Source organism: Pantoea sp. sgz302252, assembly GCF_047713085.1.
In the GTDB taxonomy this organism is placed as follows: domain Bacteria; phylum Pseudomonadota; class Gammaproteobacteria; order Enterobacterales; family Enterobacteriaceae; genus Scandinavium.
This window is the reverse complement of sequence record NZ_JBLFJW010000025.1, coordinates 1-15,212: the sequence shown is the minus strand read 5'-3', so window position 1 is coordinate 15,212 and position 15,212 is coordinate 1. Positions and strand designations below refer to the sequence as shown.

At 50.7% G+C, this 15,212-nt stretch carries 11 protein-coding genes; 5 read left to right on the top strand and 6 right to left on the bottom strand.

Annotation, left to right across the window (positions count from 1 at the left end; genetic code table 11):
- Positions 1 to 2: 2 nt before the first annotated feature.
- Complete coding sequence (locus tag ACLW56_RS17705) at positions 3 to 2,984, top strand: virulence factor SrfB (RefSeq protein ID WP_330985053.1); 2,982 nt, start codon at positions 3 to 5, stop codon at positions 2,982 to 2,984.
- On the top strand, positions 2,981 to 5,122 hold the full coding sequence (locus ACLW56_RS17700; protein ID WP_330985052.1) for a virulence factor SrfC family protein: 2,142 nt from the start codon (positions 2,981 to 2,983) through the stop codon (positions 5,120 to 5,122). The genes ACLW56_RS17705 and ACLW56_RS17700 overlap by 4 nt, the downstream gene beginning before the upstream one ends.
- A gap of 27 nt (positions 5,123 to 5,149) precedes the next feature.
- On the opposite strand, the gene ACLW56_RS17695 is transcribed toward ACLW56_RS17700, so the two are convergent.
- Both ACLW56_RS17695 and ACLW56_RS17690 read right to left on the bottom strand, forming a co-directional pair.
- Complete coding sequence (locus ACLW56_RS17695; RefSeq protein ID WP_330985051.1) at positions 5,150 to 5,914, bottom strand: alpha/beta hydrolase; 765 nt, start codon at positions 5,912 to 5,914, stop codon at positions 5,150 to 5,152.
- Between the two features lie 67 nt (positions 5,915 to 5,981).
- Positions 5,982 to 6,155, bottom strand: a complete 174-nt coding sequence (locus ACLW56_RS17690) for a GhoT/OrtT family toxin (protein WP_330985050.1) — start codon at positions 6,153 to 6,155, stop codon at positions 5,982 to 5,984.
- A gap of 182 nt (positions 6,156 to 6,337) precedes the next feature.
- Here ACLW56_RS17690 and yncL point away from each other — a divergent pair, with 182 nt between their 5' ends.
- A complete protein-coding gene (gene yncL, locus ACLW56_RS17685) occupies positions 6,338 to 6,430 on the top strand; it encodes a stress response membrane protein YncL (protein WP_330985049.1) in 93 nt (30 codons plus the stop codon).
- 329 nt (positions 6,431 to 6,759) lie between these two features.
- On the opposite strand, the gene ACLW56_RS17680 is transcribed toward yncL, so the two are convergent.
- Positions 6,760 to 9,747: a Tn3 family transposase gene (locus tag ACLW56_RS17680; RefSeq protein WP_330985048.1), complete on the bottom strand. Its 2,988-nt coding sequence runs from the start codon at positions 9,745 to 9,747 to the stop codon at positions 6,760 to 6,762.
- A gap of 167 nt (positions 9,748 to 9,914) precedes the next feature.
- On the opposite strand from ACLW56_RS17680, the gene ACLW56_RS17675 reads away from it, so the two are divergent.
- Positions 9,915 to 10,559, top strand: coding sequence for a recombinase family protein (locus tag ACLW56_RS17675; RefSeq protein WP_330985047.1), 645 nt, complete (start codon positions 9,915 to 9,917; stop codon positions 10,557 to 10,559).
- A 371-nt stretch (positions 10,560 to 10,930) separates the two neighbouring features.
- Here ACLW56_RS17675 and ACLW56_RS17670 read toward each other — a convergent pair whose 3' ends face one another.
- The 3 genes from ACLW56_RS17670 to ACLW56_RS17660 all read right to left on the bottom strand — a co-directional run bounded on the left by ACLW56_RS17670 (position 10,931) and on the right by ACLW56_RS17660 (position 14,485).
- Complete coding sequence (locus ACLW56_RS17670; protein ID WP_330985046.1) at positions 10,931 to 12,460, bottom strand: hypothetical protein; 1,530 nt, start codon at positions 12,458 to 12,460, stop codon at positions 10,931 to 10,933.
- A 1,096-nt stretch (positions 12,461 to 13,556) separates the two neighbouring features.
- Positions 13,557 to 13,781 (bottom strand): hypothetical protein, encoded by a 225-nt coding sequence (locus ACLW56_RS17665; protein ID WP_330985045.1) that lies wholly within the window; start codon positions 13,779 to 13,781, stop codon positions 13,557 to 13,559.
- A 272-nt stretch (positions 13,782 to 14,053) separates the two neighbouring features.
- Positions 14,054 to 14,485, bottom strand: a complete 432-nt coding sequence (locus ACLW56_RS17660; RefSeq protein ID WP_330985044.1) for a glycine zipper 2TM domain-containing protein — start codon at positions 14,483 to 14,485, stop codon at positions 14,054 to 14,056.
- Positions 14,486 to 14,776: 291 nt separating this feature from the next.
- Between ACLW56_RS17660 and ACLW56_RS17655 the strand changes: the two genes are divergently transcribed.
- Positions 14,777 to 15,212, top strand: a 436-nt coding sequence (locus tag ACLW56_RS17655; protein ID WP_330985043.1) for a helix-turn-helix domain-containing protein, incomplete at its 3' end; no start/stop codon positions are given.

Genomic DNA, 15,212 nt, shown 5'->3' with positions numbered 1-15,212 from the left:
TAATGCTGGTTACCCTCTGCGAGTACCAACAGAGCGTCACGCTCATTGCCAACAGCGGCGTGCAATTCCTCGATTTTGGCCTGACGCCACAGGATTCATTGAGCAACGGCCGCTTTGTGCGTAAAACGGCGAACGGCCCGTTGCTGCGTCTGAATTACGATATCGTCAACAGCCGCTACACGCTGCCTGCTCTTGATGGTCAGCAGGCGGAAGTGGTGAAACCTGAAAGCACACTTTCGCTTGAGCACTCGCTCGCGATGCTGGATGGCGTCTGGCTCCCCCTGCCGTTCCTGCGTTTTAATCCGCCCCGAACCTTTGTGGAAGGCCCGGAAAACTGGGCGCGCGTACAGATTCGCAAGCTGCCAACGCCGGACTCAGCCGGGAACACTCACCGGGTCACTATCGCCCTCGACAGCCAAATTCGTGATGATGCGCCTTCCGGATTAGCCCCCGTTGAAAATGATTTGCTCAACGGCACCCGTTTTGCTCTCGCCTGGCGTGATGAAGAAGTGGCGGATTTTCTCGACCAGACCTGGATTGATGGCTGGCTGCGAGAAGTCTTCACTCAGTACGCCAGCCATGAGGAAAACCGCAGCGAGCGGGAAATCACTCAGGCCATGCGTGGTTTCGAATATCAAGGGCACTGGCTGAACTTACTGGCGCTACTGGGCGAGCAACTCAGCGTGCCGGAAGTGAAAATTGTCACCGCCACGGTGAGCACGCCTGCTATTCCTGTGGACCTGATTCTGGATGTCGGTAACAGCCATACCTGTGGGGTGATCATCGAAGATCATGGTGATGCTAACGACGGCTTGCGCCAGACCGCCGAATTGCAGGTTCGTTCGCTGAGTGAGCCGCAGTTCCTCAATGCGCCGCTGTTCACCAGCCGTCTTGAGTTCTCCGAAGCGCGTTTCGGTAAACAACATTTTTCCGTAGAAAGCGGACGTGAAGATGCGTTCGTCTGGCCTTCGATGGTGCGAGTCGGTGATGAAGCCCGCAAGCTGGCAATGCAGCGTCTGGGCACCGAAGGCAACAGCGGCATTTCCAGCCCACGCCGCTATCTTTGGGATGAAACGCCGACGGTACAGGACTGGCGCTTCAGCCAGATGAACAGCCGCACTCAGCGCGAACCCGTAGCCGCCGCCTTCCCTCTGGCCTATTTGATGAATGACGACGGGCAGCCGCTGTTTACCTTGCCGCCCGATGAGCGGATGCCGGTGTTTTCCCCGCAATACAGCCGCAGCACGCTGATGACCCACATGCTGTGTGAAATTCTTGCGCAGGCGCTGGGGCAGATTAACAGCGTTGCGACTCGCCAGCGTCTGGGTTTCCCGTCTTCACCGCGCCAGCTCCGTACCTTGATTCTGACGTTGCCTTCTGCGATGCCAAAACAGGAACGCGAGATTTTCCGTCGTCGTATGTTTGAGGCTATTGCCCTGGTCTGGAAAGCGCTCGGTTGGCATCCGCAGGATGAAGATTTCGCCACCGCCAAACAGCAGGACAAAAGCGTGGTGCCGGTACCGAACATTCATATGGAATGGGACGAAGCCAGCTGCGGCCAACTGGTGTGGCTCTACAACGAAGCGATGTCTCACTTTGGCGGCCAGACCGAAGCGTTTTTTGCCGCCCTTTCGCGCCCGGACAGAGAGCCGGAAGCCGGTGCCAAACCGGGTCGCTCGCTCCGCGTGGCTGCCGTAGATTTGGGCGGCGGCACGACCGACATGGCTATCACCCATTATCGACTGGATGATGGCACGGGCAGCAATGTCAAAATCACGCCAGAGCTGCTGTTCCGCGAAGGGTTTAAAGTTGCCGGTGACGACATCCTGCTCGACATTATTCAGCGCTGCGTTCTGCCTGCGTTGCAGACACATCTGCAAAAAGCCGGGATTGCCGATGCGCCCGCGCTAATGGCTACACTGTTTGGCGATTCTGGCCGTATCGATACGCAAGCAGTCCTTCGCCAGCAAACCACTTTGCAGCTGTTTATGCCGATTGTTCACGGTATTCTCGGCGGCTGGGAACAAAGCGACATCAATGACCCCTTAGCGGGACTGCATGCCACCTTTGGCGAACTGCTGCCGCAGATGCCGACCCGCAATGTGATGAATTATGTCAGTCAGGCTATCAGCCATGCTTTACCAGCAGGCGCGGAGCCGTTTGATTTGCTGAGCACGCCCATCCAGGTGAGCTTCCGCGACCTTCATGCCGCCATGCTGGCGGGTGAATTCACGATCGCCGCCCCGCTGCACGCTGTCTGCGAAGCGATTTCTCATTACAGCTGTGACGTTTTACTGGTGACCGGAAGACCAGGATGTTTACCTGGCGTACAGGCGTTGATCCGCTATCTGCAACCTGTTCCGGTCAATCGCATGGTATGGATGGACAGCTATCACGTTCACGAATGGTATCCCTTCAGCCAGCAAGGCCGCATCGGTAACCCAAAATCAACCGCTGCCGTGGGCGCGATGCTGTGCAGTCTGGCGCTGGATTTACGTTTGCCGCGCTTCAATTTTAAAGCGGCCGACATCGGGGCTTACTCTACCGTGCGTTATCTTGGCGTGCTGGATAACACCGTCAACACGCTGCGCGATGAAAACATCTGGTACAGCGAACTGGATCTCGATAAGCCCGGGGCGAAACTGGATGCCCGCATCCATTTCCCTTTACGCGGTAATATCACCCTCGGCTTCCGTCAGTTAGCGAATGCGCGCTGGCCCGCCACGCCGCTTTACACCCTGAGCATCAACTCGCCGGAAGTGGCGAAAGCTATTGCCGGTGATGGTGTATTGCAGGTGCGCTTGCAATTGACGGGCGGCAATCACCAACAAGGTCCGGAAGCTTTTACGCTCGCCGATGCCTGGCTGCAGGATGGCACGTCCGTCCCGCCAGATGCGCTTACCTTAAAACTGAACACCCTGGCCGACCGCCGTCACAGCGGCAGCCACTACTGGATTGATAGCGGGAGCGTTTACCTGAAATGAGCCGACTGCAAAACATCATCGACTGGACCCAGGACACCCGTCGGATTTCGCCGCTTTTCGACACCGATGCCGACGCGTTATTGACCCGTTTACATATGCTCAAAGCACAGGAAACGACGCTGGCTGAAGCGCAATCGGCTCCTGCCAGCATTGGCCTTTTTGGTCATTCTCAGGCAGCAAAAGCTCATTTGCTCAGCGCCCTGTGTAGCAGCGGCAACGGGCGGTTACTGGTGCAAACGGGCAGCAAAACGCCCGACTACTTTACGCACCTCAATCCGGGCCATAACCTGACGAGAATGGCTATCCGCTTCAGCCACCAGGCCTCTGTGCCCGATGAAGCCTTCCCCCTTCGCCTGCGTATTTTGCGGGAAGCTGAGCTGGTTCAGGTGTTCCTTGTGCACGCATTGCAGCAAGGTCATGTCCGTCGGGTCGCGAAATCCGTAGTCATTGCTCGCCTGAAAGCCTGGCAGTCGCTTCGCCAGACTCAGACAGTACCGGGAATTAACGAAGAAGATGTCGCCGCGATTGCGCGTTTCTGGCAGGAGCATATTCCTGCGCAGCAGCAGCAGATTGATGAAAGCCTGTGGCAACAGTTCATTCAGTTGCTGCCCTGCCTTGATCTGAGTGCCCGCGCCAACGCATGGGCATTATTATGGGGCGAGCAACAGGAGTTGACTCGTCAGTGGCTAAGCCTGGCGCATGTGCTTCAGCAATGCGGCAATGCACGTGAACTGGCAGCGCCCTTAAGTCTGCTGGTCGACAGTTTCGCCCTGCCCGCAGAAGGTTTTCTGACGCCGGAAAGCGAGCCTGAAGGTGAAGCGCTTCTGCATCCACTGGTGAATAATCAGCTGCAAAGTGCCGTGAGCCTGCCACTCAGCGCCCTGGGATTACTGACCGTAGAACTGGTGCTGCCGACGGAAAATGGCGTGCTGGATAACGTGGATCTGATTGATATCCCACAGCCTGCGCAGCAAGACGGTGCTGAGCTTTGGGTCAGCAAATGCCACTGGCTGCTTGACCACTATCGTCAACTGCATCAGCCCGATCTGCTGCTGATTTGTAATGCTGCCGCCCAACGCTCACAAATCCCTCACAGCGCGAAAACATTGATGAAATGGGTGAGCGACACCCAACCGCAGCAAGAAGGCGCGCTGCCAGGGCTGGTCTGGGCTATCACACCACAGGACGACCGCTTTGTTCGCAAAATTAATCTTGATGAAGCTGTTCAACAACTGATTGAGAAGCCCGGTCAGCGCTGGGGAACGTTGCAGGCGCTGGACGGCAGCAGCCTGCAACGCCTGATTGAATGGCTGTCTCAGGCTACCGTTCCGTCGTTGCGTACTGCGCGTTTGCAAAGACTGGCTGAACGCCAACAGCACCAGCTTGAGCACTTGATGTCAGGCTGGCGAGAGGGTATTCAGCTGAGCCCTGCCACTGTGCGCCAGCAGGCCGAAACTGTGGTGCGTGAACTTCAGGGACACGCCGCCATTCTGGGCGAACTGCTGGAAGGTCTGCTGCCGCCGTTGAGCCATTTCGAACAGCTCATTCAGGTGCATCAGCCGCGCGAAGAAAAAGTCAGCGGCTTGTTCAGCGATAATCTCGACCTGTTCGCACAACCTGACGACCAACAGCAAGGCCGCTACAGCAGCCAGCAAAACGGGGCTCAGGCTCATGCCCTGTGGGTAAAATACCTGCGCCAGTGGAGCCGAAGTGAGAGCAATGCGCAGCGTTTCGGCCTGACGCCAACCACCCTTCAGCAGCTCGCAGATATCCTGGTGGTGGCGAGTTATCGTCTTGATCTGCCCGCTCAACTGCAAAGCGTGGTGCCAGATGAACGTGCCAGCGCGGCTCGCCTGCGCGCCACTGTCAGTAACTATCTGGCCTGGCTTGGTTATGCAGATCTTCCTCTCGAAGCACGTCCGGCGAGCCGTGTGGTGAAAGGAAGTACCTTGTTTGCCCCTTCAGCCAGCAACACCGAGCGCCTGACGCAGTTGGGCGAGCGGCCTGCCCATGCGGCAACTCGCTACGTTTATGATTGGCTGGTTGCATTGTTTACCCGCGCGACGGAAACACCGGATTACCGCCATCCTCTGGACGTTTCGGACAGCTCCCGAGCCAAACTTTCAGCGCTGCTGTAATCGCCTCCGGCTGCAAACAACCCCGCGTCAACTGCCATTCTGAGCAAAGATGTGACCTAAGACCGCAGCCAGCCCCGCTGGATTCTCCCAGGACATGGAATGTCCTGCCGCAGGCACAATATGCAGTGGAATCGCTTCACGAGAGAGTGCCTCGGCGTCTTCATCGGGTAATGACTGTTCGCCAAAGACCAGTGCCTTCTGGCAAGACAGTGCTAAAAAGCGCGCCATCCATGAGGGAGACACGCCCTCAATAAGGCTTTTGGAACCGCGCCACATGGCGTGCGGTGAGCAGTTTTGCAGGCATCCTTTCCACGGTGAGGTCTCTGCTTCCACGATCTTGCCGAAGGTTTCGGCAACAAAGCGCTTTTCAGTGTTTGCCACTACTTTGCGACTATAGAACCCGCCACCGCTGTGAAAATTAGGTTCAGAAACTGCCAGCGTCTTCACGCCCTTTCCCAGCAGTTCTGCAACCTGAATGGCAACGCTGCCGCCCATGCTGTGCCCAAAGAGATCGACGTCAGCGAACCCTTTCGCCTTCAGCCATTCCGCGACAACTTCAGCCTGATGCGTTATGGAGTAATCAAAGTGAAGAGGCTTGTCGCTGTAGCCAAAACCAGGGAGATCGATAAGCAGCGCCCGGCGGCCCTTGAAGCCGGGATTGGTAACAATCGGGGGATATTCGTAAGAAGACGCGCAGGCCAAACCGTGGATGAACACCACTGGCCTGCCCTGACCCGGAAACTCATGCCAGCGCACTTCGGCACCGGCGATCGCTGAATAAAAACTCTGCATGGTTCACTCCCTCATTCAATAACTGTATTTTTATACAGTACAAAAAGAAAGTCCGCAACGGTCCGAATCAGAACAGGGAAAGTAACAAGGCGACAGGAAAACTGAACGGCCATGTTGCGCCAATCAACACGGTGGCGATGAAGCGAATACGCTTGCGCTCTTTGGTGAGAAACCACGTAATCAATGCGCTGATGGCGGCCATAATGGCATAGAAAACCCGCATTTTCTGGTAAAGCGTCATGTACAAAACTCAATCTAAATCAAAAAATTCGCGCGCACTATGCAACGTTTTTTGACACACATCAAATTTTTACATCCTGAATTGTCTTAATCGGGAACTTCTGTAAAAACCTACTTTGTCTGATTGCGAACTTCTCTTGCGCAGACTATATCAATAGAGGCAAATAACTCGAGGTAGGTCTTATGGAAGTTTCCAGCAGAACCGTATTCCTGATAAATGTCTGTGTCGCCGTTGCTCTTATTAGCCTGCTGTCGTTTCGCTTTGGCTGGATTTGATTTGTTGTTACTGATGCCTCAGAACAAAAAAAGCAGCTCAGGCTGCTTTTTTTGTGGACCCGTTATTCCGTCGTCTTGACCCCGGCGGCGTTGACGTTAAACGCAGCCTGAAGCGCCACCGCGTTGTCATAGCTGCTGGGATCGTAAGTCGGCAATGAATGGGTGTGCCTTTTCGTGATCCCATTCCGCGCAGTACAGGCCGCTTCCGTTCCGCCCTTTTTCTCACACTCGGCGATGCGATGCGCCGGGGAATTTGCACAACCACTCAAAATACGGAAGAGATCGTCTGCGCCATCGGCGTGAACAGGGGTCAGTTTGGATATCGAAAATTATTGTACGTTAAGGCTGTTTTTTGACCTTTCGACTTTAGCTGGTCTCAACCGACGAAACTTACCGGAAGCCGGTATCCGGTTGCTTTTCCAGATATAATCGCCTGTCAGATTGATGTGCTCCCAGCCTAACGGCGACAAATGCGACAGCAGTTGTTCGTTGATCTTTAGCCCATTACGCTTCAGGGCATCGATCGCCCTTTCCATATACACAGTATTCCATAGCGAAATCGCAGCCGTCAGAAGCGTCAGTCCACTGGCGCGATAGCTCTGATTTTCAGGCTTTCTGTCCCTGATTTCTCCCAGCCGGTGCATAAATACCGCCCGCGCCAGTGCGTTACGTGCCTCACCTTTATTCAGCCCCGCCTGTACTCGCCGACGCAGTGCAGGATCGCGGAACCAGTCGAGCATAAATAGCGTTCGCTCAATGCGGCCAATTTCTCTCAGTGCTTTGGCAAGTCCGTTTTTCTTGGGGTAGCTGGCTAGTTTTTTCAGCATCAGAGATGCTGTCACGGTTCCCTGCTTTATCGAGGTCGCCAGACGCAGTACTTCACGCCAGTGAATTTCGATCTCTTTCAGATTCAGGCTGGTCGTTGATATCAGCGACTGAAGCGCCGGGTACTGGTCCGCTTTCCCTTTGATAAACAGCTTTTTGTCGTGGAGATCCCTGATTCGCGGACAGAACGCAAACCCCAGCAGATGCATCAGGGCAAAGACATGATCGGTGAAACCCGCGGTATCGGTGTAATGCTCTCTGATTTCCAGGTCGCTTTCGTGGTATAGCAAGCCATCGAGAACATGGGTTGAATCCCTGACCCGACTGATTATGCAGGTGTAAAACGGGCTGTATTGATCCGAAATATGGGTGTAAAACTGACGTCCAGGCTCCTGCCCGTATTTCGGGTTAACCTGCCCTGCGTAGCGGCCAGAGCTGCCTGTTCTGAAATTTTGTCCGTCTGATGATGACGTTGTCCCGTCTCCCCAGAATGCCGCCAGTGGTCTTTTCCCCTGCGCGTTTACCAGCTCTGCGAGGGCGGCTGAATAGGTTTCGTCGCGGATGTACCATGCCTGGATATCTTCCAGTGATGATTTGGTGCTTCCGGGGCAGGCTTCCGCCATTTTGGTCAGACCAAGATTGATGCCATCCGCAAGGATGGTGGTGAGGAGCAGGCGGGTATCGGGACGGGTAATGTCATTTTTTATATGCGAAAAATGTCGGGTAAACGTCGTCCAGCTGTTTACCTCATCGAGAATTTCCGTGATTTTAGGGCGCGGTAGCATGCTGTAAACCAGCTCTGCCAGCGATGAAATCTGCACCGGGACGCAGTTACCCAGCGGAGAGACTTTTACTCCCCTGTCAGATATTTCCACATCGGGCAACTCACCAAGGGCAGCCATGGCATTGACCTCTTCAAGTCTGGACTGAAGCAGGGTCATACGGCTGGTAATGTACTCATGATAATCAGCTGATACGGGCAGGGGCAGCGCCGGTGTGAGTTTGTCAAAGTCCTTTTCGGGAATGAGGTAATCATCAAAGTTTTTGTAGCGGCGTGAGCCTTTAACCCAGATGTCCCCGGAGCGCAATGCCCCCTTAAGCTCGCTGAGCGCACAAAATTCATAGTACTGCCGGTCAATGCCCGCAGGTGTAATCACCACCTTGCGCCAGCTTTCAGGGACAAACTCAAGCGGCGCTGTCGCCGGAACTTTACGTGACTGCTCCCGGTACATATCCTTGATCACAACCAGCGCATCAGCCAGAGGTTGCGCTGCCGGGGTGACGACTAACTGTAAAGCGGACAACATGCGCGGGGCATATTTCCGTAATGTGCTGTATTTCTCAGTAATAATATGCAGCGGATCAAAATTATTTTTTCTGGCGAGATGGCGCGTTTCTTCCAGACTGGCGACAAATTCAGGCCATGGCAGTATGTTTTCTATTGCGAGCCATGGATCGCCACCGGAATCACGAGCTTCAGACAGTGCCTGGCCGACATCGATGTACTGCCTCAGTTTTGACTGGATCAGCTTTCCGGTCTGCTGAAGGCGCTCAGCCTGTGTTCTTTTGGCTTTGCTGAACAGGCTGTTCAGCATGCGTTCATGCAGCTCAATCACTTCATCTGTCAGTGTGGCTCTGGCTTCTTCCAGCACGCACACCAGGATCGCATGACGCCGGGCTGCTGAAAATCGGGTCAAATCCCGGCTGCTCATCTTTCGGCCTTCCCGCGCTAGTTTCAGCAACCGGTTCTGGTGAATGGTACGATCTATACCTTCAGGTAATGCCAGCGATTCAATGCTACTGAGCCGATCAAGGTGTTGCAGCACGTTCTTACCATTGATTTTACCCGGCGGTTGCAGAAGCCATGTCAGCCTGGAAGACTGATTATCTGAGGACTCAAGTAAACGATCCAGGGCATCCCTGTGAGCCGGAGTTAACGGGGCATTCAGGGTCTGAAATACGATTTTATCGCCGCCAGCCATGGCCTCCGCACAGGTACGCTCCACGACATCAGTCGCGGGGATTATCACGTTGTTCATCCGGAGCCAGACCAGCAGTTCTTCAGCCAAAAGAATACCTTTATCGGTGCGCGTCGCCATTGGCAGCAGGTGTGTAATACAGTCCTGCTGTATTTTGCCGGTGAACGATTTTACGCCAAGATAGTGGTACAGTTCGGTTAAATGTTCGCGTCGCGTGGTTTCCCTGCCGGAAAGGTAAGCAGGCCAGAGATCCCCGGTAAGTTTTAGCCTGCTGGCGATATGCTTCAGCAGCATATCAGAGGGTGGGATTTTTTTATCCGGTGCAAAGCCGACATTTTTCAGATAGCAAAGAAGGACGGCAAAACCAAAACGGCTGGCGGGTTTACGGTGAGCACTGATAAGCGCCAGATCATGTTCACTGAAATAGGCCATTCGTGTCAGCGTTAACTCATCGTCCGGTAATGCCAGTAATGATTCTCTTTCCGACAGAGAAAGAATCTGCCTCCTTGCCATATAGTTTTCCTCGTAAATTATTCCATACGGTATTTTTAACAAAAATGCTTATCGCATAAGGGTACACCCTGACGCCATAACCAAAACGTGACGGCACCCCATGAATGACATAACCTATATGCGATAGAATTAATGCAATAACCTAAATGCGATAATATGGTGAAAAAATGTTCATCAGAGCTTATTTAAGGGCTTCGACGGAAGACCAGTTCGCCGATCGGGCAAAAGAGATGTTGGAGCAGTTTGTTCAGGAGCGTGGACATAAAATAGCCAGTTACTACCGGGAGAACATAAGCGGTACAAAACTTGACCGTCCGGAGCTGGGACGCTTACTGATAGACAGTCACCGCAATGATATTTTGCTGGTCGAGCAGATAGACCGCCTAACTCGCCTCAGCAACAGCGACTGGATGACACTGAAAAAGCAGATAGAACAACACGAGCTACGAATTGTCAGCCTGGATGTCCCCACCTCATGGCAGGCTCTGTCAGATAAAGACCCTTCGCAGGCTGACCCGATCACCCGTGCCGTGATAACCGCCATCAATAACATGCTTATCGACCTGATGGCCGCAATGTCGCATAAGGACTGGCTGAGCCGCCGCCAGCGGCAAAAACAGGGAATTGAACGTGCGCATACGCTGGGAAAATACCGGGGTAAACAGGCCGATCAGGAACGGCATCAGAAAGTCCTGTATTACCGTCAGATCAAGAAACTGAGCATCCGTGAAACGGCAGACGCGACAGGGTACAGCCCCTCCCAGATATGCCGCATTCAGGTACAATACCGACAGGAACAGTCCGAACTATGAAAATCTAATACAACTCGAAAGTAGCAGCCCATCAGATGAGCTGCTATTTTTCGAATTGAATTTAACGTACAAAAATTTTCGATATCCAAACTAACCCCTAATAACGACCACAGAGCAGAGCACAGGTTAACCCGCCGGCATACAAATCAGATGGTGGTTGAATTTCAGCCAGATTAATCCACCGCAGAAATGGTTCCAATTTCCTATACGTGAACAGGCATAGCAATGATCCTATTGAATTTTTTGAAAAATCAGTGGATCGCATTGGGCTATGCCTGTCTCGATTATTCTCCATTTTTCTGGAGATTCCTCAGGGCTGAAGCCCAGCCCTACGAAAACGTACAATAAGTAAAGATAGTTTTAAACTAATATTAATTTACACTTACAGGAATGGAGTACTCTCCTGAAGTAAAAGGCAATAGCGTACTGTTATTGCTTCCTACGATCTCAAGTACTGTATTTCCAACAGACACACCACTCAGATCGATGTTAATGGACGAAGTGTTAGGGTCGATGTTTACACTCAATATTTTTGCAATATTTTCATCATTGGAAATGACATTGCAGTAGTTCAGGCTGAGTTTTTGAATTCCAGATGGTGAATATACAATACCATCGAGTGTTAAATATTCAACAAATGTTTTAGTTATGGTTTCACCTATATTAAGAACAATTGACGGTGCATTATAATAGAATGCAAACTGCTCCAGACGACCATAAATGTAATTATATGAAAGAAACGCATCATTTTCAAATCTAAGCTTTAAAAGGTCATATTCATCAGGAGATGTCAGGAAGTTAAAACCTAGGTTTAGTGATGTAATATTAGGGTTGTTTAATACTGGCCGCGCAGTTGTAATCAATCCATTTAAAATATTCAATGACGTTAATGCAGGCATATCGGTAACAGCTGAAATGTCGCTAACATTACTATATTGCATAGTAAGTATTTCCAGATGCGTTAATGCTTTTAGTGGGGATATGTCTGATATTGTTGATGTGTTGGCGTCAAGTGAAATAAGTGAACTGCAACCGCTGATGAAATCAAGATTTGACAGCCCGCAGTTATTAACTTGTAATTCAGTAAGGTTAACCATGTTTGTTATAGGGGAAGGGTTGATAATACTATCAACAAAATGTAAAACCTTGATGCTGGGATTCTCAGTTATAGGTGTTATGTTATAGATTAAAGAATTCTGCGTTATAGCAAGATAATTTAATTTTTGTAGATCCTTTAAAGGTGTCACGTCATGAAACATAGAGCACCTTGACAAGGCAATATATTCAATGGCAATCATTGTCGATAAAAAGTCAATGCTTGTATATTTGCCATCCGAGGTGATTAAAGATTTTAAATTCACTAAATTTGCCAAAAATTGACTTTCGTTCGTATCGATAGCAAATTCTTCAGCTTTTAGGGTTTTCAGGGAAATTAACTGACCGATAATATTTGCTTTGGTGATCTGATTATTGCTGATGTCAAGTGCTTTAATATTTTTAAAGTTATTCAAAACAGATAAATCAAGGTGATCGGGTTCAGTTGCTTGAGTATTAACCGCAACCATTGTTAGCGTGATTAGGTTACTCAAAGATGCTAATGTTGTAATGTCTGAAATTACGTTATTTGAAATATCAAGTTCAGTGATAGTAACTAGGTTTGACAGAGGAGCTAAGCTATTAATGCTGTTGTGGCTAAAGTCTGCAATAGATAGGTTAATACAATATTGCATGCCGGTAAGATCGACAATACTTGCGTTGCTGGCATCAAGTAAGGTTACCATCGCTAAATCATCCGACGTAAGAGGTACATCTACAGCGATGCCCAACGTGTTATGCAAAACGATATTTAGATTAGTATCAGGTATGTCAACTACGGTATTTGAAATATTAGTGTTAATCATAATTAATTCCTTTGTGTTAATTTTAAATTGCGAAATGCAAATTAACCCTATACCTTTTTAAATAATATCTGTGAGCTAATTTTGCTCAAGGAATATTTTTTTTTGCCCAGTGGAAGCGAAGTTGAGATTTGCGACATTCCAGTCCTGTCCGCAACAGGTTGGTTTCGTATACCGATCGGATAATATGTCAGAAAGTAACTTAAATTAATTATTGATATGTATTAATTTGACATGCTTCGCAGAGATTTGTCTCATCTTCGTGGATCTCATAATAATTACAAATTGTTTATAAATGTAGCATTCGTTTTGTTTGTTATGGGCAGAAGGCACATGCCGACGGAGATTATGTCGAATAGAGCACATTATTAAATCTGTCGGACTGCCCGGCGAAGCCGGTTACGATCAAGTAATTTCGGCATTATATAAAGTAGATTTATTTCATAGCCGCCACGAAGTGCGCGGTGTGGGCTGCGCCCTGCGCGAGGGTACGTCGGGTCACTTGTGGTCCGAGGCGCTGTACTGTGAGTTTGGAATTACTGAGGCGATCGCACTAATGCTATGCCCGAAGGCGTAGCCGTAGGGTGGTTGCGCTGTCGCATTTGTCGCCGTTAGGCTGAGAGCACATCAATCTGACAGACGATTATATCTGGAAAAGCAGGCGGATAACGGCTTCCGGGCAGTTTCGTCGGCTGAGGTCAGCTAAAGTAGGAAGGTCACAAAACAACCTTAACGTACAATAATTTTCGATATCCAAACTGACCCCTGAACAGGACGCATGACCAGACGGTCTGAGTAAAGAAATTGCGTGTTGATTTGCTCGCCGCTCCATCTCAGGGATGCCAGCCTTTGTGAACATCTTAGGCGCTACAAAGTCTGCGCTGGCACAGGGTACCCTGAATTATGAACAATTTTTACTATTTTGCCTGGCCAACTGCAATGAAAGCCTTAAAGATTAATTCGGGTTTCCCAACCGACGCGTACGCTCCAGACGTGAACGCCCGGCTTCATCACCGGCATCGTTCAGCGCGTAGTTTTTCAGTGGTTTCTGCGGATAGAATAGAAACAATCAAGCCGCCCTCAGGCGGCTTTGCGAGACTCAGATATCGCCTTCCAGCGCATCCTGGATGGCATCTGCAAGCGTGGACACTTCCTGCGCCACATTACGCAAATCCATTTGGCTGCGAATGCCTGAGTTAGCGGTGGAAGCCGATACGGACGCTTTCGAGATATCTAATGCAGCCTGAACAGCCAGCAAACGCTTTCTGTTTTCAATCGCCTCAGCACCGGTCGCGTCATCAAGATCAAAATACCCTTCTAACATCGCTCTCTCCTTAAAAATGAAAAAACAGAAAATAAAACGTCTGGAGCAAGGGACTAAAAACCCCCGGCACATGCCAGGGTAACAGAAAGCTGGACCACCACCGAGGCCTCGAACCTCGTACACCAGAACATAAAATGTCATTTGCTCTTCCAGCTGAGCTAGTGGCGGATTGGGCTGTGGATACTCCCCCCGTCAGACGTGCATTACAAACCGAAGGCGTAAAAAGGCGCTTCAGTTCTTAAGTCTTAAGCTAAATCAACCGATGCTCAGTTTTACACCGATTTGTCGACAGTGGTATTTGAACCAGTGGTCAAAATACGCACTTTATCGCCAGGATTAAACGTCACACTGCCGTTGTAGCTCTGAATCACCTCAATAGTTTGCCCGGACTGGGTTTTGATAAACAAATCCACTTCCTGAGCATTGAGCTGTTCTGTCTGATGATGGCGTGATGCAGCAGCACCCGCGACAGCTCCACCGACAGTCATGGCCGTCTTTCCGTTTCCGTTGCCAAATTGATGCCCCACTACGCCACCGACCGCACCCGCCGCCAGCGTTCTTAACGGATGGTAACCCTGCTGGGTATGCGTAATGATTTTACTTTGCTGAACCGTGCCATATTCCACCAGCGTTTTGGTCCCGGCAAAACTGGCCTGACTTGTCAGCGCGAAAAAGCTTAAAGCAAGAAGTGTTGTTTTTTTCATCGCATCTACTCAGAACATATACAGAACGGTGATTTTGCCTGTCTCCTGACACTTACTTTAAGGTATTGATGCTAATGATGGATGCTTTGTTTACTTTTAAATAAAAAATGCTGAGAACAACGGATCAACGCGCAGGATTGTTTGATTTATTGAATGAGGGTGGGCAGCTCCCCCCCCCCTCATGCACCTAAATAGCTGCGCCGAATAGTAGATCACTTAAAGGGAACTCAGCCCGGATTGTGCGATCTGATCAATCGCCAAACCAACCAAAATCACCAACCGGACTGAGCAATGCCGATCATAGTACCCATCCCCCGAAATGAACGACGTCAGATGCAGAAAATTATCCATAAAACACCCGATAAAAATTACGCCCGCAGGCTCACCGCAATGCTCATGTTGCATCGCGGTGACCGTGTCAGCGATGTTGCCAGAACGCTCTGCTGCGCCCGCTCATCCATCGGTCGCTGGATTAACTGGTTTACGATTTCGGGTGTCGAAGGTCTCAAATCATTGCCTGCCGGGCGTTCCCGACGCTGGCCCTTTGAGCATATCTGCACGTTGTTACGTGAACTGATAAAGCATTCTCCCGGTGATTTCGGTTATCAGCGCTCGCGCTGGAGCACAGAACTTCTGGCGATAAAAATCAATGAGATAACAGGATGTCGGTTGCATGCGGGAACCCTTCGTCGCTGGTTACCCATCGCCGGGATAGTATGGCGCAGGG

Bases quoted from the DNA above. Each gene is read 5' to 3' on its own strand.
- ACLW56_RS17705 (WP_330985053.1), top strand. From the start codon at position 3: ATGCTGGTTACCCTCTGCGAGTACCAACAGAGCGTCACGCTCATTGCC.
- ACLW56_RS17680 (WP_330985048.1), bottom strand. From the start codon at position 9,747: ATGGCAAGGAGGCAGATTCTTTCTCTGTCGGAAAGAGAATCATTACTG.
- ACLW56_RS17665 (WP_330985045.1), bottom strand. From the start codon at position 13,781: ATGTTAGAAGGGTATTTTGATCTTGATGACGCGACCGGTGCTGAGGCG.
- ACLW56_RS17695 (WP_330985051.1), bottom strand. From the start codon at position 5,914: ATGCAGAGTTTTTATTCAGCGATCGCCGGTGCCGAAGTGCGCTGGCAT.
- ACLW56_RS17675 (WP_330985047.1), top strand. From the start codon at position 9,915: ATGTTCATCAGAGCTTATTTAAGGGCTTCGACGGAAGACCAGTTCGCC.
- ACLW56_RS17700 (WP_330985052.1), top strand. From the start codon at position 2,981: ATGAGCCGACTGCAAAACATCATCGACTGGACCCAGGACACCCGTCGG.
- ACLW56_RS17670 (WP_330985046.1), bottom strand. From the start codon at position 12,460: ATGATTAACACTAATATTTCAAATACCGTAGTTGACATACCTGATACT.
- ACLW56_RS17660 (WP_330985044.1), bottom strand. From the start codon at position 14,485: ATGAAAAAAACAACACTTCTTGCTTTAAGCTTTTTCGCGCTGACAAGT.
- ACLW56_RS17690 (WP_330985050.1), bottom strand. From the start codon at position 6,155: ATGACGCTTTACCAGAAAATGCGGGTTTTCTATGCCATTATGGCCGCC.
- yncL (WP_330985049.1), top strand. From the start codon at position 6,338: ATGGAAGTTTCCAGCAGAACCGTATTCCTGATAAATGTCTGTGTCGCC.